We start from the raw sequence: 22,876 nt of genomic DNA, 5'->3' as shown, positions 1-22,876 counted from the left end.
AAGTTACTTCTGCTATAATCCAACATCTAAAAGAGAATAAGCTAAAACACATTTAATTTGCATATTAAAATTTTCTCAATGTCTTGTGGGGTGGGCATCTTGCCATTGGTGTCAAGTTAACGTGAGTTCGATGAACCTCTCCCTCCCAGCCTCCCTCTCCGAAACGGAAAGGGAGGAGCAACGAAAAATTCAGCTTTTTGCTCCCCTCTCCGTGTCGGAGAGGGGTTGGGGGAGAGGTCAAATAAGACTTGTCGAACTCACGTCAAGTTAAGGCAGAAGCCCAAATGTCAAAGGTATGTTCGTCGAATTCGGGCAGCCGTTTATTGAATTCGGGCAGGCGTTTATTGAATTCGGGCAGGCGTTTATTGAATTCGGGCAGGCGTTTATTGAATTTGGGCAGGCGTTTATTGAATTTGGGCAGCCGTTTATTGAATTCGGGCAGGCGTTTATTGAATTCGGGCAGCCGTTTATTATTTTTGTTCAATTTTAATTTGAGGAGGATAAAACCTAAACACAAAAAGACTTTTCATCCAGTCCCCAGTCCCTAGCTATACTAGTTTACCCCAGTAATTTCATCTTAACTTGACACTAATGGCATCTTGCCCGCCCTGATTATGCAACTTTAATGCTGATTAGCTTACTACTTTAAATTATCCCGTGCAGCAGCACGAACAATACGATTGGGGTCTTGGGTTAGTTGTTGGCAAATATCGCGGTCAGTATTTGGATTTTGAGCGATCGCATATCTTTCTGGCCATACTATAAAAACACTCAATTAACATTAGCCTCCGAAATAACCGTCACACAAGCATTCACTAAGGGTAACAACGGCCCTATTTGCTCTTGTCCATTCACGGCTAAATCGCTGTGACACAAATAAACTCTCTCGGATACACGAGAGAGTAAATCTGTCAAAATCCTTTGCAGTCGTTGTTCTTCTGCCAATTTCTCATCTTCTGCTGTCCAAGGTTCGCCTAACCTGTCTCGCAGGAAAAACGGCGCACCGAACAAAGTTGCTGCACCACCTTTCGCCCATAGAGGAGAACCAGCATCCAGCCAAAAATGCCACTGATGCGATCGCCTACTAGATCGATATTGAAATATAGTTGCTAAGGTGACAGCCTTTCTGGCTCCACCAATGGGGCGCACAGGGTAAGCGTTGGCGGTAATCGTACCCCGTCGCAGTAGTTGAATGAATTCAATAATAGTTGTGTGAGGCGTTGTTTCAACTGGGGCAATTTGTCGTAATCTGGTGTCAATTTCCCAGTAGTGTTGAGCGGTTTCTAATAATTCCCGCAATGCTGCTAGTTGTTCGTAGGGGAGATTGCTCCCATTCCATAAAAAGCGCTGAATTGCTCTGTCTAACAGAGAAATAGGACTAGGAATTAACCGCAATTCTTGTTGCGATCGCTGCTGTTCTAACCACTCCAATATCTCATTATATGCTGTAGTAGCTGCATAGCCGATTCGATCCCAGCGCTCAAAGGCTGACACTGGTAGCAAATTGGGGCGATCGGGATGGGGTACAAAGCAGTAATCTGCAATCAAACCAGCGCGTACCGGATCGATATTTGTAGAGACGCGATTCATCGCGTCTTTAGGATTCATCGCGTCTGTAGAGTTTTCTGGTAGTTGTTGTTTCCTACTCAATACAACCAGCATTTCTGCCACAGCATCCCGATCTACCAGGCGTCCCAAGCCGGGATAAACTAGTGCCAGCATGGTGAGTAAGGCGCGAATGACGGGCGAACTAATTAGGGGACGTTGGTCATTGAGCGATTCTACTGGGATATTTTGTTTAACGAGGATTTCTACTAGAGTATAACGAGCGATCGCATCTAAACCTGGTGCAATAATTGCCACTTCTTCTGGTTGCACTTGCTGTGATTGGATGGCATTAGCAATTATCTCTGCTGTTTGCCGCAATAATTGGGCGCGGGAGGTGGTTTGAATTGAATGCACTGTTTTTGGTAAACTCAACAGTATCATTGGTTCTGTGACTAATTCCACCATCTGTTTAGTCAGTTGCTCGCTCAGGGACTCTGGAGGCGGCCCGTTCAATATTTCTACCCGACAACGCTCTGCTAACCCTTCTAGGTAGTTGGGATCTGCTCCCAATCCCAATCGCACCGCACCATCAGGATTGTAGCTAAACGCGCCAACTGCACCTCGATCTAATAGCAACTCAAACAAAAGACGCGCTACGCTAGGATAGTCATCGACATCATCCGCCAGTACTGCCTGATAGCGTTTAGTTAGGTGCTGCTGGTAATGGCGATCGCTTAATAAGTGCTGACTATAAAGTTCGGTAATAATCCCATAAGTCAGTAACCCCCTCTCTAAACACCAATTACGCCAATCTAGCAGCAAAGATGCCAAAAATTCCGGCTCTAAAGTTGTGGTATTTTCCCCAAAACCCTTGGCTAAAATCTGGGCAATATCTTCGCAAGGTATACCACTGTAAGCTGCTAATTGTAATAAGTCCAAGATGCGACGCACCAAACGAGATTCATTCACTCCCGCAAGACGTAAAATTTCTTCGTCTAATTGCGGACGCCAAAGTTTGGTTGCTAACTCTTGTTCAGTTTCTGGTCGCAATCTTACCGGAAACTGTGCTTTCAGGTTCAACGAGTTAATCAGCAACGGCCAAAATAAAATAACTTCATCCTGAAAAAAACCTAGTGGCGTCTTGGCGCGAACCGGATATTTACCTAATGTAGATGTGACAATTATATCTCCTAACTCTCGACGATTATCATCATTGGCAGCTAAGACTAAAACTCCCGGCTCTGTTTGTTTAAGATATAAAAATTCAGGTACATGGCCAGTTTTTTTCCGCCCTGTTTTTTTAGTATAAAATGATTCAGTATATTGCTTTTCTGATTTTACCCAATTACAAAATTGCTCTACCAAGCGAGCCGTCTTACCACTGCGGCTAGTGCCAACAATCCAAACCGAATGAGAAACCACAAACTTTCTCCTTGTAGATTTGTTAGTATACCTCGTGCGTTAACTTAAGGTTAATAGTCACCAAATAATGCTGAATGATTGTCTGCAATGAAAAACTCTGTTTTTAGTCAAAAAATCTATTCTTTCTTACTTGCTGCTTATCGATGGTACTTACAAACTCCTGAACGTTCTTTACATGAAGCCTACGATGCAGCATTAAAGATTCAGGAAATAGAAGATAAGCATTTCAATGGTAATAAAATAGACATTGACTCGGCCATGTACAGTAACAGTGTGATGGATTATTTTGAGTCAGACCTCAACAAGCTATTAAAAATTGCCAGAATGCGGCTGACGGAGTTTAGAGGAAGCCGTTGGTTTCTAAATGAAGAGAATCAAAAAGCTGCCGAGAAAGCAGGTATAGAGTATCTCAATCCTTCTTTAGTTTTGGAAAAGCTCAACTTTATCGATCGAGTTATATCTAAATACACAACAAGTTCCGATAAAACAACTTCTAACGCTTTAGTAGTACAACCTCCAAATTTACCAGTTAACTCTGTGGCATCTGACGACAAATCGCTGCTCGTCAAAACTCCAACATTACCACCCAAAATACCAAATCCAAACTTAAACAATAAACCAAAAGCCAAGAGCAAAACCGATACAACAGGTGTTTTACCTCGCTCTATTTTAAGTACTATCACTCGTCTGCAAGTTGAATTAGACCCTAATTCGGAACAAGAAGTAATTCAGAGTTTTCGTCAAACTCAAAAAAGAACAATAATATCTATCAGGTTTATTTTACTATTAATTATTGTACCACTTTTAACGCATCAAATAGCAAAAGCTTTTGTAGTTGGGCCAATTATTGAGCGGTTTAGAAGCACTCAGGAAATGCAGATATTTCTCAATTCTGAAATGGAAGAGGAAGCCCTTTTAGAATTACAAAGATTTGAAGAAAAGCTCAAATTTGAAAATCTTATTGTCAAAGCTCCTCCACTGTTACCCGAGCAGATGGAGACTGAAATGAAAAAGAAGGCGAAAGAGCTTGCTGAAGAATTTCGTCACGAAAGCTCTGGTGCTATCAAAAATGTTTTTGCAGATATGTTCTCGGTGGTTGCTTTTATCTGGCTTTTGCTAGTCAGTAAGTCTTCTATTGCTGTGCTCAAAGATTTCTTTGATAATATTGTCTATGGACTTAGTGATAGTGCCAAGGCATTTATCATTATTTTGTTTACTGATATCTTTGTGGGATTCCACTCTCCTCATGGCTGGGAAGTACTCCTAGAAGGTGTATCGCGTCATTGGGGATTACCAGCAAATAGAGATTTTATCTTCTTATTTATCGCTACATTTCCGGTAATTTTAGATACTATCTTTAAGTATTGGATCTTCCGATATTTGAATCGGATATCGCCTTCTGCTGTTGCGACCTACCGTAATATGAATGAATAGAGAATAGGGCATTGGGTAAATTTTTTTGTATTTGATTTTAGAATTTGAGCGAGGTGGGAGAATCTTCAAAATTTTGAATTTTAATGAAAAAGACACTTACTGGATTAAGAAAGTTTAATAAAATTATCGCCATCAGTTTACCTGTGATTTTGTCAATTTTCCTGGTGCGGATGCAATCTTTGACGCATCAGGAACTCATTCCGCCAGAATGTCAGGTGAAAAAGTGGGATCTACCAATTTCCTTGACTGCTGAAAATCAAGATGCATTTTTGCAAAAGCAAAAATTCCCATTAATCCAGAGACTACCAATTACTTGTTGTCAAAGTGATACCTCTTGTTTGGATGAAGTAATTTATGGAAAAATACCAGAGAAAAAGGCACTGATAAGTGCGATCGCTCGCAGTCTCCAATATCTGCAAACAGCTAATGCTGCGGCTGCTTATCGAAACTATCCGGTAGCTGGGATTACACGCGATCGCGTCATCAAAAGTTTGCAAAGATTCCGCGAACTCCTATTAAAAACCAATTCTGCAACAGAATTACATCAAGCCATTGAGCGGGAATTTGTTCTTTACCAGTCAGTCGGTAAAGATAACCAAGGTTCCGTTTTATTCACCGCCTATTATGAGCCACTTTACGCAGCTAGTCGCGTCCCGACAACAGAATATCGCTATCCTGTTTATCGCTTACCTCCTGATTTCAACTCCTGGACTAAGCCTCATCCGACACGCGAGGAGTTAGAAGGAGCAGATGGTTTACAAAGTTCAAAAGGTAAATTGCGAGGATTAGAGTTGTTTTGGTTTCGCGATCGCCTCGAACCATATCTAACTCAAATTCAAGGTTCAGCCAAACTTCAACTTCCCGATGGTACTCAAACCACAATCGGCTATGCGGGTAATACTGCTTATAACTACAAAAGTATTGGGCGAGAATTAATAGATAATGGCAAATTACCGCAAGAAGGTGTAACTATGCCAACTATTCTCGATTATTTCCAAAAACATCCCCAAGAATTAAATATTTATATTCCGCGCGATCGCAGCTTTGTTTTTTTTCAAGAAAATCACGGTGAGCCAGCCCAAGGTTCTATCAATGTACCATTAACAGCAGAGCGTTCTATTGCTACAGATAAATCTCTCATGCCTCCTGGTGCTTTAGCGTTGATTCGCGCTTCTATTCCCTTCGTTAATCCTACTGGAAAAATGCAGGAGCGCATTATTAGCCGCTATGTTCTCGATCAAGATACCGGAGGTGCAATTAAAGGTGCGGGTAGAGTGGATTATTTTTTAGGTACTGGGAAAATCGCAGGCGATCGCGCTGGTGTTACAGTCAGCAATGGACAATTATTTTATCTCTTACTCAAATGAAATCGGCTCTTAGAAACCGCGTCTACACAGTCAAAACCCGAAATTTTTAAGGACGAGAGTTTGTGTAGTCGCGAATTCTATTGCCCTGGCTTTAAAATAGAGTTAGTCTACTAGGCTTCTAAATCCATTTCAGTATCATCATCGTCATGATCGTAAGGGATATCGTCAAGGTCTATCATTTCGGAAATTTCTTCTACTTCAGTTAGATACTCAGATTCTTGATGTTCGCGTTCGATTAAACGACCAGTTGACTTCAGCCATTCCAAAAGAATAAACTCATTACTTGTACGAATTACAGGCGCTCGCTGGTTACGAGGTTCTTCACGCAGAGGACTTATAGGCATAAAAAAAACTCACTTTGAATTACAGGTTAGCGTACAAAAAGGTCAAAATTGTACATTAAGGTTAAAAGTCTTGTCTGACAAGTCTTTTCTCAACAGACGAAATATGACCCATTGAAGTTTTGTCTCAAGTCCATTTAGCTACTTACCATTAAAATGTCCCGGCGTCAGTTTTAATAATAAATATTTCAGCAGATGCAATATATAATATTACAAAGCATTTGGTAGCTTGACGAGAGTTTCATACATATCAGAAGGTAATGCAGACAGTCTATTCGCTACAGCCACTGCATCAGCTAAGTTACTAAATTGACACCGGACTATTTCTTGTCCATTTCCTGAAGGGAATCGTTTCCTAGCTTTATTAGATACAGCACAAATAATCGCTAAAGCTTTGGCGAACCCGTCTTTTGTCAATATTCTTTCTTGAGCGAACCCTTCGACAGGGATAAGACAGACCTCAAACCGATAGCCAGGTCTGGGAGAAACAGCTATGTCGATATATGGTTTATCTTCTTTTCTGATTCGGCGTAAATATTTAGCTGTTGAATTAGGATCGTGCAAATCAGTCCCAAGGGCGTAAGTAAAAAAGCAATCTTCTGTGAGAGACTCAGGACGAGTAATTATATCCGTGGGCATAAGTTCCAATAGTATCCGTATGTTGTCTGCGTGTGTGACACACTAGACTTGTCCGTTCTTCTTAGCACATTTTCTTTAACAGTTCGGTGTATCAGTGTTACGCGAGGTATTACAATACATTTTGGCTAACTAAAATTTTAATTTTCGGAATACTGAAGACTTTCATTTCTAAAGGTCTTAGCTCTATTAACGAATGGCACTATGTTAAGATACAGCCACCTTCAAAATCAAAGGGTGTAGAGATTTAGATTCGGAGAGGCCTCTATATAGTCAGTCACATGACCGAAAATATTTCTCAACAAATAAAATCATAACATAGTTGACGCCAAACCCTGCGATCGCATCATCTGACAGCATCAGTGAATCCCTAAAAGCGATCGCGATCGCAAACTATCTGAATATTTATTTATACTCATCTATTTATAAACTTCCAGGGTACTCAATTTACTATCTCTAGTTGAATTAGAACGACTGCGAAAACACTTAGCTACGTACTGTTGCAAATGCCCTATATTTCCTAATTCTTAAGGGCAGATTAATGAATTATTTACATAAATCATCGCCTAAATAAAACCCCAGCATTATATTTATAATCCTGGGGCATAATGTTTAAAAAATAGTTTTTATGACAATTTTATTTCTTTATTCAGAGAAAAATTAGAAGCTTTCACTTAATATGTCGTTTTGCTTATTAAGATTTTTTTAGAGGTTTTAATCAGTATTTAATAGACTTTACTAATTACTTGACAAACTGCACACTATTAAAAATTAATTTAAATCTATAGTTTGTGACTATTTATGTCAAAACTGTGGATTTTTCACCGTTTTTTGTGTTTTTCACGACATCAAAAAAAATAAATAGTGGTTTATGCTACCTAACGAAATCATTAATCGTGCCATTCACGTTATTGACTCACTGCTAGTACGGTTTTTGTGGTGTAGGTAAAAACAGGCTTTCTGAGTCCTTCTCAAATAGGGCTATACCAACATTTCAGTCCTTTTTTTACTAGTGTTTAAGCTAACAAATTATACCAATCTTAGATAAAAATGCGCTCAACATATAGGTTAATGCGTAGCAATATCTCTTAGGTTAAGGAGTAAAAACCAACACATACAAGATGTTCGGATCTTGGATTTCGTCCTTCAAACGCCACTCGCTTCTCCCTTTGAATCAAAGGAGACGCTGGGCGTAGTAGGGGCGCAATGCCTTGCGCCCTACGACAGGTGTGGTTCAAAGACATGTATAAACGCACAAAAGTTGGAAAACCCTTCTAAATCTGTGGTTTTCAAGCCTAGATGTGTAGCAATCATTTTTCAGATTGGTATTAGCCATGAGTAGCAGCGATCGCAAAATCCGTTAGAACTAGCTACGATTTCGTCTCTACTAAACTTTTTTGAGGTATTCAATGAACAAGATTAATCTGTACAAACAACACCAGACCAAAAATAAGGTATTGATTTTTACTTCTTTGACTGTTTTGGCTTCTTCATTAGTACTACCCTTCCAACAAGCCTTTGCTGCAACATTGACTACTGTTGTAAATTTCAACGGCACCAACGGAGCTACACCAAGAGCTGGTGTACTTAAAGGCAACGGTACTGATGGCAATCTTTATGGAACTACTTCTGCTGGTGGCACTTCTGGCAAAGGAACTGCATTCAAGTTAACTCCTACTGCTTTCACTACTCTGACTACACTGATAAACTTCACCGGAACTTCTGGAATCAACAAAGGGACTAATCCAGTTGCTAGATTATTTCAAGCAGCTGATGGCAATTTATATGGGGCAACCTTTACAGGTGGTACAAGTGACCTCGGCAGTGTGTTTAAGTTGGCGAAAACGGCTTTTACAACCCTGACAACTCTTACAAATTTCACAGGCGCTAATGGGGCTAACCCAGCAGGCCGACTAATTACAGGTACTGATGGCAATTTGTGGGGGACAAGCTCTACAGGTGGAGCCAATAATAAAGGAACTATATTCAAGGTTTCGCCCACTACCGGGGCACTCACCACCATCAGAAGCTTCAGCGGTACTGATGGAGCAACCCCATTAGCAAGATTGCAACTGGCTGCCGATGGAAACTACTACGGCAGCGCCTCTGCTGGTGGAGCAAGTGCTAAAGGAGTTGTATTCAAGTTAACTCCCGCAGGAATACTGACTTCATATAGCTTTAGTGGCGCCAATGGGGCAAATCCGCAGTCTGGATTAATTGAATCTAGTGGATTCCTCTACGGCACCGCTAAACTGGGTGGAGCCAGCAATAAAGGAGCTATCTTCAAGGTTCCAGTCGGTGGCGGTACACCCGTTTTAGTTGCCAGTTTTAATGGCACCAATGGGGCCAACCCAACGGCTGCACTTATAAAAGCAAGCAATGGTAACTTCTATGGCACAGCTTCTGCTGGTGGGGCAAGTAACAAAGGAGTTATTTATCAGCTCACTGAAGCAACCATCACTGGTTTAGTTAGTTTTAATGGCACTAATGGAGCAACGCCAGAGTCCACGCTAATTCAACTCTCAAATGGTGCCTTTTACGGTACTGCCTCTTTTGGCGGTAGTTCTAATTTAGGAACTGTGTTTAAGTTTGTAATCTAGTTCCAAATCTAATCGGTGTGTAGAAAATGGTAAAACGTACATTTGAACGTCTACCATTTTTCTACAATCGATCTAAACCTTTCAAGACAGGTATTTGAATTTCGGTGACTCAATAGTGTTTCATATCATGTTCGCTCCGAAGAACCCTAAAGAGCCAAAATTACCCTTAGTCTGCACTAAAAGCAAGCCTACGCTGTACATACAAGTCTAAAATATTTATAGCAGTTTGCTCAGATACCTGTGAGATAGAAAAAGTCAAGGCTTTGAAGTTGGTCGGTCGAAGCTATCTCTATCAGAAAATTGAGAAAATTCTCAAAGTCGAGAGGAATCTACCAGTTTAATCTCGATATTTGCAATCCAGCTTCTCAAATCAGAGAAATTTCGTTTTAGATAAATCTTAATATCATGTTAACTTAACTTCAGAATACTGATGTAGAATATAGAACTTTACTACAGGTTTATAATTTGATTAATAATGAAATGATGTTAAAGCATGTTAAATTGTAGTAGCTGTAAAATTTGATACAAGGATTAGTTATAGTACACCATAGGAAAATTAGCAAATGTTTAGACAAAGTTCTCACGAGAGAAACTTTTTCAAAGCTTTAACTGTTAGTGCGGCGAAAGAATCTCACAAGTTAAGACGGGCATTTAAATCCTGTCTGAGTATTCTGCTTGAATCTGTACCTTTTTTGATTGCTTGTGCTGTATTGGTTAGCGTTATCAGCCTCAAAAGTCCTATCTTGCTCTTTTGTTTACTTGTTGGTAGTTTAATTGCAGTCATCACCCAGCAAATTGGGCAGCAAGTGAATTTACCAAGGCGATCGCTAATATTATTACAAATTTTAGCAGCAGCGATCGTTCTGAGTTTATATTGGTTAGACTGGTTTGCAGCCCCCGCACAAGCACAGTTTTTTGGGGAAGCTGAAAAGTTTTTCAAAAAAACCTTAACAGCAAACAACGGTGGTGCTGCCGAAACCCCAGTAAGCTTGATATTCAATGTGTTAAGGGCAATTTACTTACTTTATATTGCAATCTCCCTTGTTGGTGTGATTAATGCAGTGCGTAAAGATGAAGATTGGCAAAGCATCGCCAGAACTCCCCTATTAGTGGTTGTTGCTGTTACCATTGCTGATGTACTCACACGCTTTGTAATTGGCGATAGCAGTAAATAATTTAGTTATTTCAAATGTCTCAAGAGCGGGAACAAGAATTTCGTCCAGTCAATCAGGTTTTGGGAAGTCAACCTTCATTAGGGCCAATTCCTGCCGATCAAATTCTTCCTTGGACGGTAATTGCCTTAGCCTCCTATTTTATTATCAATGGAATTTTTGGGGGGATTTTCCAAGAAGAATTTCAAAAATGGTTGTGGACAGTACTAATGACTGGTTGGGGAATAGGAACTTGGTGGATTTTAACTGGTGGTAGGAGTTGGAGTTTTTTAAGCAAATTTATTGGCGTTCCCGCTTGGACAAGAGGCTTTGCTCGTTATCAAAGCTTACTGGAAGTTAACCATGAAGCAAAAAATCGGAAAACAAAGCGTCGGCATCGCCGGAAATGAAAGTAGATTAACACCATTTGAAGACGCCTTGCACTTGGCGACAATGCTGCGTGTTGCAATGAATGGACGTGATATTGGCGCTTACCTGTTGACAAAAGGTACTCAAAAAGACCGGTTCTGCTTTGTTTTTGGTTTTGATTGTAAGGGAATTCATACCACCTTAAGACCTGAACAAATTGATACACTTTTTAATAACATTGAAGCTGGCTTAAAAGACATTCCTAGTGGTGAAAGAATGACTCTACACTTGGGTTCTTTTAGTTCAGACAAAGAGCGCCAAAAAGAGTTAGCAACATTAATCAAAAATGCATCATCGCGAGACATCAAATATTTGTTGATGGCGGAGAGAGCCAGAATTAAAGAACTGACTATTTCTGGGATTCGTAAACCTAAATTTTTGCGGATTTATGTAACTTACACCATTGAATCTAACTCGCAACATGCAGATGATTGGATAGAAAAGCTTTTAGTCAAAGCTGAATCCTGGTGGTTGAAATTTAAAGGCGATCTTTTAGAAGTAGAAAACCAACGTATCGAAACCCTGATTACAAATGCTTACAACCAGGGTTTTCTTCGCTGGGAACAAATCTTATCTAACAAAATGGGATTGGATGTTAAACCTTTGACTGCTGATGAACTTTGGGGAGAAATCTGGAAAAGGTTTAATGATACGCAGCCAATAGCTATTCCCCAGTTAATGACTTTAGATGAAGAAGGATTACACGAACAAGTTAATTCCGATTTAGCTAGTACTAAATTACTTCTAGACAATATCCACGGCACAACTTTGCTGATGGAATCTAGTGTACCTTGTGCCGATCGCCGCTGGGTTAATGTTAATAATCGTTATATTGGCGCACTGTCATTTCTGGAAAAACCCGGCGGTTGGGTTAATAAATCGTCTCAACTGCGGTATTTATGGGAACTGTTGGCCAGAGAAGCAGTAGTAGATACAGAAATTTTTTGTGAGTTGACTGCTGCAAATCCAGCATTGGTAAAAACTACTCTGCAACGAGTGCTGAAGCAGTCAAACATGACAACAATCATGGCTCAAGAAAAAAGTAAAACTATTGATGTCAATGCTCAATTAAAGTTGAAGAAGTCGGTAGCAGCGCAAGAGCAGTTATTTGAAGGTGCAGTCCCGATTTATACGAGTGTCGCTATTTTAGTACATCGTCCAACTTTAGAAAAATTAGATGAGGCGACAAGATATATTGAAAATTGTTTTCAACGTCCAGCCAGAGTAATTAGGGAAACTGAATATGCCTGGAAAATTTGGCTGCAAACTCTACCAATAGTTTGGGAGGGTTTATTAGCAACACCCTTCAACCGTCGTCAGCTATATTTAACAAGCGAAGTTCCGGGATTAATGCCTCTAGTTTTAACCAAAAAAGGTGACAAACAAGGCTTTGAGTTGATTGCTGAAGAAGGCGGAACACCCATACATTTAGATTTATTTAATCAGCACAAAAATTTAGCTTTGTTTGCGACAACTCGTGCTGGTAAATCGGTGTTGGTGTCAGGGATTTTAACTCAGGCTTTAGCGCATGGGATTCCAGTTGTGGCGTTAGATTTCCCCAAACCTGATGGGACATCTACTTTCACTGACTACACAGAGTTTATGGAGGGGAATGGAGCCTATTTTGATATTTCCAAACAATCGAATAACTTATTTGAACAGCCAGATTTACGATCGCTAGAAGCAGAACAACAGCGCGATCGCTTTAACGATTATACTGCCTTCCTGGAATCAGCGTTAATGACAATGGTTTTAGGATCGTCCACTGAAAGTCAAATTTTATCGCAAACCGTGCGATCGCTGCTCAACTTGGCTTTAGAAGCCTTCTTTAGAGATGAGGGCATCAAAGAGCGATATCGACAGGCGATGGAGGGAGGATTTGGTACTCTTGCTTGGCAGAAAACCCCCACTTTAAAGGATTTTCTGTTTTTCTGCTCACCAGAACACTTGCAGCTAAGTTCTTTAACTGGCAGAGTCGAAGACGCTCTGAGTCAAATTCAGTTGCGCTTACGCTTTTGGCTTTCTAGCCGCGTGGGACAAGCCATTTCTGCACCATCCAGCTTTCCTACCGATGCACAACTTTTAGTTTTTGCTCTCAGAAACCTATCAGATAGTGAAGATGCAGCCGTACTCTCCTTGAGTGCTTATTCAGCCGCACTCCGACGCGCATTAGGTAGTCCAGCTTCCATATTCTTTATCGACGAAGCACCAATTTTGTTTGAGTTCGAGCAAATTTCTGATTTAGTTGGTAGAATTTGTGCGAACGGTGCTAAAGCCGGTATCAGAGTCATCTTATCAGGACAAGATCCTGACACTATTGCTAAATCTAAAGCTGCATCAAAAATATTGCAAAACCTGACAACACGGTTGATTGGACGCATTCAGCCAGTTGCAGTAGATAGTTTTGCAGACATCTTGAAATATCCCCGCCAAGTTATTTCTCGTAATGCCTCAGAAAGCTTTTTTCCCCGCAAAGAAGGCGTTTATAGCCAATGGTTATTAGATGATAACGGTATTTATACATTCTGCCGTTACTATCCAGGTTACGAACAATTGGCAGCAGTTGCTAATAACCCTTATGAACAAACTGCACGTAGCCAAATGATGCAACTTCACAGCGATAAATATGAAGCAATTTCTGCCTTTGCACGTCAGTTAGTGGCGAACCTACGTAGTAGTTAATTGAATTATGTAAATAGTTAATGGTGAATCAAACAAGTTTGAATTTTAGATTTCTGATAGTGTAGTATTAGCAAGTTACAACGTCTTTTAGATTTACTGCACCCATTCTTGGGTTGCAGCTTAGAGATTTTAGATTTTAGAATAGCGTCGAGGGTTGAACCGAAAAACTAATTCTATTATCCAAAATCAAAAATTGGCACGGTTTAAAAGCTAAATTTTTACCTCACTATATAATGTAGTCTACCTTTTTCAGGCACAGATATATGCGAAAAACTACCCTTTTTACTTTTACCTTGCTATCCCTGGCAATATTACCAGCGATCGCACAAGTTAGCACCGAATTAGGACAGGTTTGGACTGATTTTCAAGCATATTCCGGAGAGATGCAAAAATACTTTCAATATAATTTGAGCGACACCTTAAAGCCTCTAGAATCAGAGAGTAAATTGGCTATTGATACTGAAAATAATCGAGAATTAAATATACCTAACCCTATCGCTGCGGGAAAACAGATTCGTGTTCAATTGATTAACCCCTCCTATCCTTACAACCCTAAATCAAACCGCTTTGAGAATAATTCAGCAGTGTGGGCAAATTTAGTTAGTAATGAACTCAACCGTGTAATTACCCGTGGAATAGCGGTAGGTGTTCTCGGTAAAATTGGACAAGATAGGACAAAAGCGAAGTTAGAAAATATTCAAACAGCTATTGAGAGTGTTGCAGATGTAGATAATAATGATTTAGATACCAAAATTACAGACATTGCTAACAAGGCTGACAACCTTACCCCCGGCAAAACTAGTGACAACATAATAATAACAGCCGCAGATGTATTACTTAGTCAGGGTATAGCAGCATTGCTAACTGCTAACCACGAAACCCTGAAAATCCAAAAGGAGCAAGTAAAAATCGTAGCTGAAACATTTGCTCAGACATTACAAACAAATCAGTCTTTGCAATACTCTAATTTAAATTTGGCAAACATTTCTCAGCAGGCGGAAGAGGCGAATCGCGCTCGCAGAGTAGAAACATCTACAGAAGCGTCGCGACTTTTACGAGCGACTTCTCAACTAGATTTGTTTGGCAGAAATGGCAGAAAAGTTAATAAGTAGGATTTTGATCAAACAATTCTAAACTTATAGACAACTTTTAAAATCTTTTAACTCCTGATAAATCTACAGGAAATCTAAAAAAACAGCCCATAGACTCAAAATGCAACTTGCTATTAAACTAGTTTTTGCCCAAGTAGGCATCGATCAAATTCTCGATAATGGTGCCGCAACTTCCCAAAGCATTGCCGATGGCTGGGACAAACAATGGCTGGATTTATTACAAAATAACACCAGTGATAACTTGTATGGAGCGCTGACAAATCTGGGTATTTTTTTTGCTGTAGGAACCCTGTTATTTTTTATGATACAATTCCTCAAAGACTTAATATCCTACGAATACACGCGTCCCATATCAGCTTTAATTTGGCCTTTTATTGTGGTAGTACTTTTAAGTAATTCAGGCAATGGAAGTATACTGTCTAATCTGACGCTGGGAGTGCGGAATTTTTTAAACAGTGTGAATCAGCAAGTAGTGGTTTCAGCTGATGCAGATAACATATACCAGCAAGCACTGAATATGAGTGTTGCTGAAGAAGTAGCTGGTTCTTTACTACGTCCTTGTCAATCTTTAACTGGCGAACAACAAAGTCAATGTTTTGTGAAAGCTGCTGAAAAAGTTAATGTTCTCTGGCAGAAATATAGAGAGACTTATGGAAATAAAAGCTGGATCAATAGACTACAAACTAAGGTAGATAATATCAGATATGGTACTGGCATTGTATCAGAAACCTCTTTTAATTCTCTGTTAGGTTCTACAGTCCAAACGAGCATCAAAAACTTTTTAGTTTCCTTACAATATGCCTTCCAGAATTTGATAGAAGCTACTATGTTGTTAATAGCAGCTTTAGGGCCAATAGCAGTAGGTGGATCTTTACTACCTGTAGCTGGCAAACCCATTTTTGCATGGCTGACTGGATTTCTATCTATTGGAATCGCCAAAATTTCATTCAATATTATTGCTGTGCTAACTGCCGCAGTGATTGTCAATGGCCCAGGTCAAAATGCTAATGTCGATCCAGATTTAATGTGGTTCATAATTTTTCTGGGAATTTTAGCACCAATTTTATCTTTAGTTGTGGCTGCTGCTGGTGGTTTTGCAGTCTTCAGCGCCATTAACAGTACGGCTTCTTTGGTAAAAGAGAGGATATAGAAAAGATAAAATTTTTGCAAGTGTTGTAAGTAGTAAGTATATGCAAAACATCATATATAATAGCTGAAGTTTTTGCAGGAGGAGGTGAAGAAATGGTGCGTTTACTAGAAAAAAGACAAAGAACGGGAAGTGTTTTGACATTTTTTGCGATCGCAACCTTCAGTTTACATGTATTAGTTCTATTTTTATTTTTATTACAAGGGCTAAATATTCGCCAACTCAGTTTGAGAAAACCTCCCAACTTTGTACAATTAATCAATGGCAAACCAGTAGCTAATATTGATGATTTAGCAAGAGAACCAGAAGCAATTCGTCAATTTATTAGCAAAACGATGATATCAATGTTTAGCTGGTCTGGAACCTTACCACCACAAACTATTGAAGAAGTCGCAACCCCAAAATCAGATTTAGGAATACTGATTAACACGCCTCAAGGCGGTAGCCAAAAAATTACTACCAGCAGTTGGGTAGCTAGTTTTGCCTTATCAGAAGATTTTCGCAAAGGTTTCTTAAGCACAGTTGCAGAAATGACACCGCCAGAAGTTTTCTCGGAAAATCTCAACCAAGCGATGATTTCACAACTAGTAATTAAGAGAGTTTATCCACCAAAACAAATTGCACCAGGGAAGTGGCAAGTGGGTATGGTAGCCGACTTAGTTCAAAGAAATCGAGTTGGTGGTGCAAAACTTATAACTCCTTTTAATAAAGATTTCCTTGTACGTGCAGCAGATTATTTCGCTAATCCCCAAGCTGACAATAGCACCGACCTGCAAAAAGCAATTTATAGTGTCCGCGCTGATAGACTAGAAATTTATGAAATTCGTAACTTATGTTTGCTAGATGACTACAACCCGAACGCAGATAAACCAAAACAATGCGGAACTGGACAAACATCTGATAGTTTTATCAGATAATCAATTTCTTACCTGAAGATAATTCAATTTATGCGATCAATTATTAATGCAATTACTCAAACCAGAAAATAAGAAAAATAGCCCCTTACCCCTGTTGGCAGTAGGAACATTTGGTTTACATCTATTTACCTTGCTGTTACTAATATTTCATGGGTCTATGTTACAACAGTTAGGTCGACAACTCACACCTCAAAGTTTAGTGCAACTTGTTGATGGTCATGCTATAACGGTAGACCCCCAACCCAATTTAGAGCGGCAACCAGAGACAATTCGGCGCTTTGTGGGTGAAACTATGAGTTTAATGCTTACCTGGTCACAACAACAGCCACCAACACAAATCTGGGAAATTACCTCCCAATTGGTAGCTGATGATTTTAAAGAAAAACTTAAGTTAGAAATTACTAATTTAAATCCAGATAGCCAATTTGAAAATGTTAATAGAGGAGCGGAGAATGTCTTAGTAATCCAAAAAGTTTCTCAACCGAAAGCAATAAGTAATGGGAAGTGGAAAGTAGAGATACTTGCCAATCAATTAATTTTTAACAGTTATGATAAATTAGGGAAATCAGTTTCCTTTAATAAACAAATTTTAGTTAGAGCAATAGATCAACCTGTAACTTCACTACCAAATGCAGCACTACTGTCGCAGTTTGCAGCTTACCGCCTTGGAGAAGCCAGATTAGAAATTTATAATATATGTGAAATTAAAGATAATAATTGTTCTGGAAATCCAAACTAGGCTCTACCATGACCCGATACTCAATTCCTGCCCAAACGCCTCCCCAAAATGGATTTGCTCTAACTACCGACGATCGCCAACCAGAAGTAGAATCTGTAGATTGGGAATCGCGGATGTCAAGGTTGGTCGGCTTTGAAGAAGAATCTTCTTCTAGTGACACCGAAGGATCAAAAGACTCTGCAACACCGCCAGAGCCTCTTTCTCAACCACAAGATGTTCAGACTAAGCAAGCACTCTCATCTAATCCCTTTGCCAAGTTAGGCTTGGTAGGGGCTGCTACCTTAGGGATCGTTTTGGTGGGTGGTGTGTTTTTGTCTCAGTTGTTCGGTGGCAGCAATCAAAAGCCAAAAACTATTGTTTCTCCACCAGTGCAAGAGCAGCCTACTGATGAATCCATATCTCAACAGATGGAAGCCCAAGTAGATACTCTCAAAACGAAATTAGCTCTGACTGAACAAGCACAGATGGTGAGAGCTGCCCAACAACAGCTGAGAATTGCCAAATCAACGCCGACAGTAGCCTTACAACAACCGTCAGTTAGACAAAAAGCGATCCCAACACCCCCACCAACAGCTTATGTCCCTCGGACAGTGACAGTTGAGCGCATCATTAGAGTACCTGCTTATCAACCTTCGCGATCGCCCCAGCCACCAGTTGTGAACCCCACTCAACCAGTAGTTAATGTAACTCCACCAACTCCCCCAAGCCCATTTGAAGAGTGGGCAAGGTTAGCAAAGTTGGGTAGCTATGGTCAAGTCAATCCGAGCAATCAACCTACTAGTAATATAGCTACTTTGGAACCTGCAACCAATGCGCAGCCGCAGCAAGAGGCAACAAATCCCAATCCCGACTCCAATCCCGAACAAACCTCACAAACCCCACAACAGGACAATCCTGCGGTCAGTCAAGCCCAACCGCAGGGACAGAAATCTGTAGCAGTTGGGAGTAGTGCTAAAGCTGTGTTGGCGACAGCAATATTTGGAGAAACTAGTAATAAGTCAGGCGGTGGTGGAGATGCAGAAGAAGCGAAAAACGTATTTGTAATCCGATTGAAAGAAGCACTAAAATCTACCGATGGTGCGATCGCTCTACCCGCAAACACCGAATTCCTAGCTGAAATTGGTTCGCTTTCCGAACAAGGTCTTTTGCAGATGAACGTAGTCAAGGTTATCTCGCAAAATAATGGCAACCCCACAGAACAAAGCTTACCCAACAATGCAATTATTCTTCGCGGTACCCAAGGTAAGCCTTTAATCGCAAATAAATTTCCCGGTCAAAGTTCGTCTATAGCCTCGATGGATGCAGGACTATTTGTTTTGGGAGGTATTGCTAAAGCAGCAGAGCTAGTAAATCGGAGTGATAGTGAATACCAATATCCAACAGTTAACCCCACTAACTCCGACGGCACTTCTAACGGTAACAACGTCACCAGTGCATATCCTATTTTGGTCACTAAGAACAGACGCAATCTGGCAGCGGGGGTTCTGGAAGGTGGTATGAACTCTGTAGTACCCCAAATTGCCCAACGTAATCAACAGGCGATCGCCCAAATGTCTCAACAAGGTGGTATTTGGTTTTTGCCAGCAGGCACAAATATTGAAATATACGTTAATCAACCAACACAATTTTAAGGGGTAATATTTATAGCAATTTTAGATATTTGCAACCATGAAAAAAAATATTAACTTGTCAGGAAATAATCCAAAACGTTCTTATTTCCTACCTATAGCTTCCTTAACTTTCTCGGTTGCTATGTTCTGGTTGGTAGGTCGTGCTGTAGCTAATAACGCCGTTCTGCGTTCCATATTTTCCTGTCAAGCACAAGGTTTAGGGGGACTAGTACCTACGGTCGACGTTTGGTATCAACAAGGAACAAACTTAAGTTTTATCCCAGCTGGAGAAGTAATTAAAAAAGTTTGGTTAAATGACCCATCACAAGTAACTATGGATTTTGATGGGCCAGTATGTATGCAGTTTGGTCAAGAAGCTAATAGTAATTCAGGAGATTGTAAAAACTCCGCAGCCAATGTAATTCAACTCAGACGAATTCAAAAACTCGACATTCCTGGACTTCCTCCCACTAGCAATACACTTTTAACAGTTGTTACCGAAGCGCAAGGTAAAAACAAATTGTATACTTTTAAAGTGATATATAAAACAGATAATCCTGAATATCACACCTTAGCAGTTTTTCCCGATCCTTCTGGTCAGGAAGGAGCTTGTGCGAAAGTTTTACAATAAAGTTCTAGCAAAATTACCTGATAGCCACAGAAGTTTCCCCTCGAAAAAAAGCATTAATACCTACGTATATCTGCATTGTGGCCAATCGAAAGCCCTACTGTAATTCCCTCCTCCGAAAAAACGGTTAGGGAAGATTTAAGTCTTTGGACAGTTTTATTTCTTTATATAGCACCGTTAAGATAACGTCTGATACCATTTTAGATTTTGAATTTTAGATTGGAAATTGCCTCTGTCGCAATCATTTTTCAAATTGGTCTGAGCAGTCTTCTAGTTCAATCAATTGAAAAACTCTATAACTTAACAGATTTAACTGACTCAGGCATTTTTACGCCTACATCTTTATAAATCTTCAGACAAAAACTAACCACAAATTCCAAATCCGTGTAAATATAAAGAAAAGCTTAAGAGGTTACAGACTCATGGTGACAGCGAAAATGATGCAACAGCTTTGGGCTGTAATCGAGTCTACCCAGGTCAACACCCTGCTCCAGTTTGACGATGCTGCTTTAGTACAATTGCTTCTCCAGCAGTTAAAAGCGAAGCAGGGGCTTGATGCCCAGGCAGATAGCACGCTCAATACTTACATAAAATCTAAACTGCCCCTAATTCGTGATACGGCGGAAGGTCGTTTATCTTTAGGGCAAGGCGGCAATCATTAGTCCGAAAAATCAAATTATTGCTCGCTGCCAAGCATACGCTCAGAGTTGAAACAGTGGAATATTATGAATAACTGGCTAGTAATTGCCCTAGTAGCTTATCTAATTGGAGCAGCGATTGAAGGGGTGAGTGCAGCCAGTCAGCTATCTCATTCAATGCCAGAACTAGCTAAAAACACACAAGCTCATCCTTCAGAGTCTGACACTGGATCTAGTTCAAGTTGGCGAGTTCTGGCCGCTATCGCCTCAGTCAGCATTTGTGGAGCTTTTTTGTGGCCTTGCCGCCTTTTCCACCGTTTAATTAAAGGCAATGTTCGTTCGTAAGCCTAAAAGATCAATACAGTAATTCTGGAAGAAGCTCCTTCTGAGAGAAGAGTTTTGAGTTTGGCTCTCGCTTACCTATGATGCAGTTTGTTCGGGTTCTGTCGCTACAGGTTGCCCAATTTTTGGCTCCGTTCCCGCAAACAGTCGTTCAATATTAGCGCGATGGCGCAAAATCACATACAACCCACCGGCAATCCCAAACAGAATATAGGGTAAAGGTTGATGCAAAAGTACCATGAAAATGGAAACTGCGATCGCGCCTGCTATTGAACTTAAAGAAACAATCCGCGATATCGCCACAACGACGGCAAACACACCCGCTGTTGCTAAACCTACCTGCCAATTCATTGCCAACAAAATTCCCAAACTGATAGCAACGGATTTACCACCCGTAAAGCCCAAAAAAATTGATTTACTATGTCCCAGAATGGCAGCTAACCCAAATATTGTTACTAACCACGGTTGCCACAGTTGTACATCTACCGTTTGAGGGATATAATTTTGAATTGGTTCAAAATTGAACAACCAATAAACTAGAGCGATCGCTAATACTCCCTTTAAGGAATCAAGTACTAAAACCAATGCTCCTGGCCCTTTGCCCAAGGTTCTTAGTACATTAGTTGCGCCAGTAGAACCGGAACCAACTGCCCGAATATCAATACCTTTTAACTGCTTTACAGCAATGTAGCCAGTGGGAAAAGAACCCAGCAGGTAAGCGATGACTACAATTGCCCCGCACAGAATTAACCAAATAGCCATAATAAAATTCAAAATTCAAAATTTAAAAAGTCAAGAGGTATTACTCTTGACCAATGACAAATGACAAATGACTAATGACTAATGACTCATTTAAAAGTCATCATCATAGTTTCTCACTATTTTGGGGTCAGGGGCAAAGGCTAACCACAGGGGAAATTGCAACAGTGACAGACTAATTTGTTCTTCTGAATCGTCAATAATAATTAAAGGCAATTGATTGGCTTTCGTCAATCGGTCTGCTTTTTGAGCGAGAGCGTCAGATGCCTCAAATAATACCACACCCCGGTCTGGGCCGAAATCTGGGCGACCGATTCCTAGACAATCTTGCAAGCCACGCCGCCATTCACCTAATCGCTCCGGTGTATTAGCTAAAACTAAAGTACGGACGCGATCGCCATACAGCTTGTGTAATATCGAAATTGCAGCTGAGGCAATCAAAATATTCTGTAAGCGGCTACCCATTGTCCGCAAACCACCCCTTCCTCCTTGGGTAAAAAACCAGTTGGAAACTCGTTCAGCGTGGATTGGTTCAAAGGTACGGCGTAGTTGCCACGGTGGGCCGTAGTAATCTGGTTTATTGCGATATTGGTCAATGAGGCGGCGAATTTGCTTTGTCGTATCTTGAAACTGCTGTTGGGCAAATTGGGGTATTCCAGGTTGGGGTTCAGCTGGTTTAGCCTCTTTTACAGATGGTTTTTCTCGTTCCACCACACTTGGCGTTAGTTGCAACTGCTCGGCGGCAGAGGCCAAATCCTGTAAGCTACCCGTGAGATAGTCTTTAAAACCCTGCACCCGGATTGCCAAGTCTTGGGATGTACCAGCAAAAGTGGTTCGCATCTCATTGCGGATACGCTCTTGACGGCGTTCTAATTGTTCTACAGAAATTTGCAGGGTTTGTTTGCGTTGTTCTAACTGGACTAGCGACTCTTGCACGATTCGCCCCAGCGAGGTTTGAGTTTCACTCACCTGTGTCTGAAGCTTATCGTAAGAAGTTTGCAGCTTGGCTATTTCTGACTTGAGAACTGCTTCAGCACTCTGCAACTCTGCTATCCGCTGCTCTGCTTCTACATATAATGAATGATTTCCCGATCCTATTTCAGACCCCAGAGCGGCATTTTCCGCTTCTAACTGCGCTACAAACTCGCCATTTGAATTTTCTGTTAGCTCTACTGTAGAATCTACCACTTCTGCACTGGAAATGATTGGCTCAAAATTTGTGTAGTCCTCCGATGAGCTAATGGCTTTTGTGTCTACCACTGACTCAACTGATGGATTTACTGGATGTTCAATTGCATTGTTCTCTTCTGGTTTTTCTGCCAACCGCTCATCAATTGGTTCTGGGGTTTGAGATGCCTCTGGGTTCATAAACAA

At 40.6% G+C, this 22,876-nt stretch carries 22 protein-coding genes; 16 read left to right on the top strand and 6 right to left on the bottom strand.

The window, feature by feature from the left end; translation table 11 throughout:
• Positions 1–295: 295 nt before the first annotated feature.
• Positions 296–490, top strand: coding sequence for a hypothetical protein (locus AC1F2U_RS18500; protein WP_480262425.1), 195 nt, complete (start codon positions 296–298; stop codon positions 488–490).
• 150 nt (positions 491–640) lie between these two features.
• Here the strand turns inward: AC1F2U_RS18500 and AC1F2U_RS18495 are convergent, their stop codons facing one another.
• Positions 641–775 carry a hypothetical protein gene (locus AC1F2U_RS18495; RefSeq protein ID WP_480262424.1) on the bottom strand — a complete coding sequence of 45 codons (135 nt, stop codon included), beginning with the start codon at positions 773–775 and terminating at the stop codon, positions 641–643.
• Positions 772–2,970 carry a PD-(D/E)XK nuclease family protein gene (locus AC1F2U_RS18490; RefSeq protein ID WP_480262423.1) on the bottom strand — a complete coding sequence of 733 codons (2,199 nt, stop codon included), beginning with the start codon at positions 2,968–2,970 and terminating at the stop codon, positions 772–774. The genes AC1F2U_RS18495 and AC1F2U_RS18490 overlap by 4 nt, the downstream gene beginning before the upstream one ends.
• Positions 2,971–3,048: 78 nt before the next feature.
• On the opposite strand from AC1F2U_RS18490, the gene AC1F2U_RS18485 reads away from it, so the two are divergent.
• Together AC1F2U_RS18485 and mltA are read left to right on the top strand one after the other, a co-directional pair.
• A complete protein-coding gene (locus AC1F2U_RS18485; RefSeq protein ID WP_480262422.1) occupies positions 3,049–4,404 on the top strand; it encodes a proton extrusion protein PcxA in 1,356 nt (451 codons plus the stop codon).
• Positions 4,405–4,487: 83 nt separating this feature from the next.
• Positions 4,488–5,771 carry a murein transglycosylase A gene (gene mltA, locus AC1F2U_RS18480; RefSeq protein WP_480262421.1) on the top strand — a complete coding sequence of 428 codons (1,284 nt, stop codon included), beginning with the start codon at positions 4,488–4,490 and terminating at the stop codon, positions 5,769–5,771.
• 110 nt (positions 5,772–5,881) lie between these two features.
• Here the strand turns inward: mltA and AC1F2U_RS18475 are convergent, their stop codons facing one another.
• Both AC1F2U_RS18475 and AC1F2U_RS18470 read right to left on the bottom strand, forming a co-directional pair.
• On the bottom strand, positions 5,882–6,115 hold the full coding sequence (locus AC1F2U_RS18475; RefSeq protein ID WP_480262420.1) for a DUF3134 domain-containing protein: 234 nt from the start codon (positions 6,113–6,115) through the stop codon (positions 5,882–5,884).
• Positions 6,116–6,322: 207 nt separating this feature from the next.
• A complete protein-coding gene (locus AC1F2U_RS18470; RefSeq protein WP_480262419.1) occupies positions 6,323–6,751 on the bottom strand; it encodes a hypothetical protein in 429 nt (142 codons plus the stop codon).
• Between the two features lie 319 nt (positions 6,752–7,070).
• Here AC1F2U_RS18470 and AC1F2U_RS18465 point away from each other — a divergent pair, with 319 nt between their 5' ends.
• From AC1F2U_RS18465 to AC1F2U_RS18405, 13 genes are all read left to right on the top strand, one after another.
• Complete coding sequence (locus tag AC1F2U_RS18465) at positions 7,071–7,208, top strand: hypothetical protein (protein ID WP_480262418.1); 138 nt, start codon at positions 7,071–7,073, stop codon at positions 7,206–7,208.
• 949 nt (positions 7,209–8,157) lie between these two features.
• Entirely contained in the window at positions 8,158–9,348 is a 1,191-nt protein-coding gene (locus AC1F2U_RS18460; RefSeq protein ID WP_480262417.1) for a choice-of-anchor tandem repeat GloVer-containing protein, read from the top strand.
• 563 nt (positions 9,349–9,911) lie between these two features.
• On the top strand, positions 9,912–10,523 hold the full coding sequence (locus AC1F2U_RS18455) for a hypothetical protein (RefSeq protein WP_480262416.1): 612 nt from the start codon (positions 9,912–9,914) through the stop codon (positions 10,521–10,523).
• A 14-nt stretch (positions 10,524–10,537) separates the two neighbouring features.
• Complete coding sequence (locus tag AC1F2U_RS18450) at positions 10,538–10,909, top strand: hypothetical protein (RefSeq protein ID WP_265276060.1); 372 nt, start codon at positions 10,538–10,540, stop codon at positions 10,907–10,909.
• Positions 10,863–13,610 (top strand): hypothetical protein, encoded by a 2,748-nt coding sequence (locus AC1F2U_RS18445; protein WP_480262415.1) that lies wholly within the window; start codon positions 10,863–10,865, stop codon positions 13,608–13,610. Before AC1F2U_RS18450 ends, AC1F2U_RS18445 begins: the two co-directional genes overlap by 47 nt.
• A gap of 263 nt (positions 13,611–13,873) precedes the next feature.
• Complete coding sequence (locus tag AC1F2U_RS18440) at positions 13,874–14,722, top strand: hypothetical protein (RefSeq protein WP_480262414.1); 849 nt, start codon at positions 13,874–13,876, stop codon at positions 14,720–14,722.
• A gap of 100 nt (positions 14,723–14,822) precedes the next feature.
• Positions 14,823–15,872 carry a hypothetical protein gene (locus AC1F2U_RS18435; protein WP_480262413.1) on the top strand — a complete coding sequence of 350 codons (1,050 nt, stop codon included), beginning with the start codon at positions 14,823–14,825 and terminating at the stop codon, positions 15,870–15,872.
• 92 nt (positions 15,873–15,964) lie between these two features.
• Entirely contained in the window at positions 15,965–16,786 is an 822-nt protein-coding gene (locus AC1F2U_RS18430) for a hypothetical protein (protein WP_480262412.1), read from the top strand.
• 46 nt (positions 16,787–16,832) lie between these two features.
• The gene (locus AC1F2U_RS18425; RefSeq protein WP_480262411.1) at positions 16,833–17,525 is read left to right on the top strand and encodes a hypothetical protein; all 693 of its coding nucleotides are present in this window, start codon (positions 16,833–16,835) and stop codon (positions 17,523–17,525) included.
• A gap of 8 nt (positions 17,526–17,533) precedes the next feature.
• Positions 17,534–19,156, top strand: a complete 1,623-nt coding sequence (locus AC1F2U_RS18420; RefSeq protein WP_480262410.1) for a TrbI/VirB10 family protein — start codon at positions 17,534–17,536, stop codon at positions 19,154–19,156.
• A gap of 37 nt (positions 19,157–19,193) precedes the next feature.
• Positions 19,194–19,766 carry a hypothetical protein gene (locus AC1F2U_RS18415; protein ID WP_480262409.1) on the top strand — a complete coding sequence of 191 codons (573 nt, stop codon included), beginning with the start codon at positions 19,194–19,196 and terminating at the stop codon, positions 19,764–19,766.
• 419 nt (positions 19,767–20,185) lie between these two features.
• On the top strand, positions 20,186–20,425 hold the full coding sequence (locus AC1F2U_RS18410) for a hypothetical protein (protein ID WP_322717398.1): 240 nt from the start codon (positions 20,186–20,188) through the stop codon (positions 20,423–20,425).
• A gap of 63 nt (positions 20,426–20,488) precedes the next feature.
• The gene (locus AC1F2U_RS18405; protein WP_480262408.1) at positions 20,489–20,746 is read left to right on the top strand and encodes a hypothetical protein; all 258 of its coding nucleotides are present in this window, start codon (positions 20,489–20,491) and stop codon (positions 20,744–20,746) included.
• A gap of 75 nt (positions 20,747–20,821) precedes the next feature.
• Here AC1F2U_RS18405 and plsY read toward each other — a convergent pair whose 3' ends face one another.
• Positions 20,822–21,505: a glycerol-3-phosphate 1-O-acyltransferase PlsY gene (gene plsY, locus AC1F2U_RS18400; protein ID WP_480262407.1), complete on the bottom strand. Its 684-nt coding sequence runs from the start codon at positions 21,503–21,505 to the stop codon at positions 20,822–20,824.
• A 90-nt stretch (positions 21,506–21,595) separates the two neighbouring features.
• Positions 21,596–22,870: a DUF3086 domain-containing protein gene (locus AC1F2U_RS18395; protein WP_480262406.1), complete on the bottom strand. Its 1,275-nt coding sequence runs from the start codon at positions 22,868–22,870 to the stop codon at positions 21,596–21,598.
• Positions 22,871–22,876 lie beyond the last annotated feature (6 nt).

The sequence above is a fragment of the Nostoc sp. LEGE 12454 genome (genome assembly GCF_056620565.1).
The sequence above is the reverse complement of the archived record's forward strand: the minus strand, read 5'-3'. Positions and strand labels throughout refer to the sequence as shown.

Excerpts from the sequence above, each read along its gene's own strand:
- AC1F2U_RS18500 (WP_480262425.1), top strand. The coding sequence starts at position 296 with ATGTTCGTCGAATTCGGGCAGCCGTTTATTGAATTCGGGCAGGCGTTT.
- mltA (WP_480262421.1), top strand. The coding sequence starts at position 4,488 with ATGAAAAAGACACTTACTGGATTAAGAAAGTTTAATAAAATTATCGCC.
- AC1F2U_RS18475 (WP_480262420.1), bottom strand. The coding sequence starts at position 6,115 with ATGCCTATAAGTCCTCTGCGTGAAGAACCTCGTAACCAGCGAGCGCCT.
- AC1F2U_RS18470 (WP_480262419.1), bottom strand. The coding sequence starts at position 6,751 with ATGCCCACGGATATAATTACTCGTCCTGAGTCTCTCACAGAAGATTGC.
- AC1F2U_RS18460 (WP_480262417.1), top strand. The coding sequence starts at position 8,158 with ATGAACAAGATTAATCTGTACAAACAACACCAGACCAAAAATAAGGTA.
- AC1F2U_RS18455 (WP_480262416.1), top strand. The coding sequence starts at position 9,912 with ATGTTTAGACAAAGTTCTCACGAGAGAAACTTTTTCAAAGCTTTAACT.
- AC1F2U_RS18450 (WP_265276060.1), top strand. The coding sequence starts at position 10,538 with ATGTCTCAAGAGCGGGAACAAGAATTTCGTCCAGTCAATCAGGTTTTG.
- AC1F2U_RS18445 (WP_480262415.1), top strand. The coding sequence starts at position 10,863 with ATGAAGCAAAAAATCGGAAAACAAAGCGTCGGCATCGCCGGAAATGAA.
- AC1F2U_RS18440 (WP_480262414.1), top strand. The coding sequence starts at position 13,874 with ATGCGAAAAACTACCCTTTTTACTTTTACCTTGCTATCCCTGGCAATA.
- AC1F2U_RS18435 (WP_480262413.1), top strand. The coding sequence starts at position 14,823 with ATGCAACTTGCTATTAAACTAGTTTTTGCCCAAGTAGGCATCGATCAA.
- AC1F2U_RS18430 (WP_480262412.1), top strand. The coding sequence starts at position 15,965 with ATGGTGCGTTTACTAGAAAAAAGACAAAGAACGGGAAGTGTTTTGACA.
- AC1F2U_RS18425 (WP_480262411.1), top strand. The coding sequence starts at position 16,833 with ATGCAATTACTCAAACCAGAAAATAAGAAAAATAGCCCCTTACCCCTG.
- AC1F2U_RS18420 (WP_480262410.1), top strand. The coding sequence starts at position 17,534 with ATGACCCGATACTCAATTCCTGCCCAAACGCCTCCCCAAAATGGATTT.
- AC1F2U_RS18415 (WP_480262409.1), top strand. The coding sequence starts at position 19,194 with ATGAAAAAAAATATTAACTTGTCAGGAAATAATCCAAAACGTTCTTAT.
- AC1F2U_RS18410 (WP_322717398.1), top strand. The coding sequence starts at position 20,186 with ATGGTGACAGCGAAAATGATGCAACAGCTTTGGGCTGTAATCGAGTCT.
- AC1F2U_RS18405 (WP_480262408.1), top strand. The coding sequence starts at position 20,489 with ATGAATAACTGGCTAGTAATTGCCCTAGTAGCTTATCTAATTGGAGCA.
- plsY (WP_480262407.1), bottom strand. The coding sequence starts at position 21,505 with ATGGCTATTTGGTTAATTCTGTGCGGGGCAATTGTAGTCATCGCTTAC.
- AC1F2U_RS18395 (WP_480262406.1), bottom strand. The coding sequence starts at position 22,870 with ATGAACCCAGAGGCATCTCAAACCCCAGAACCAATTGATGAGCGGTTG.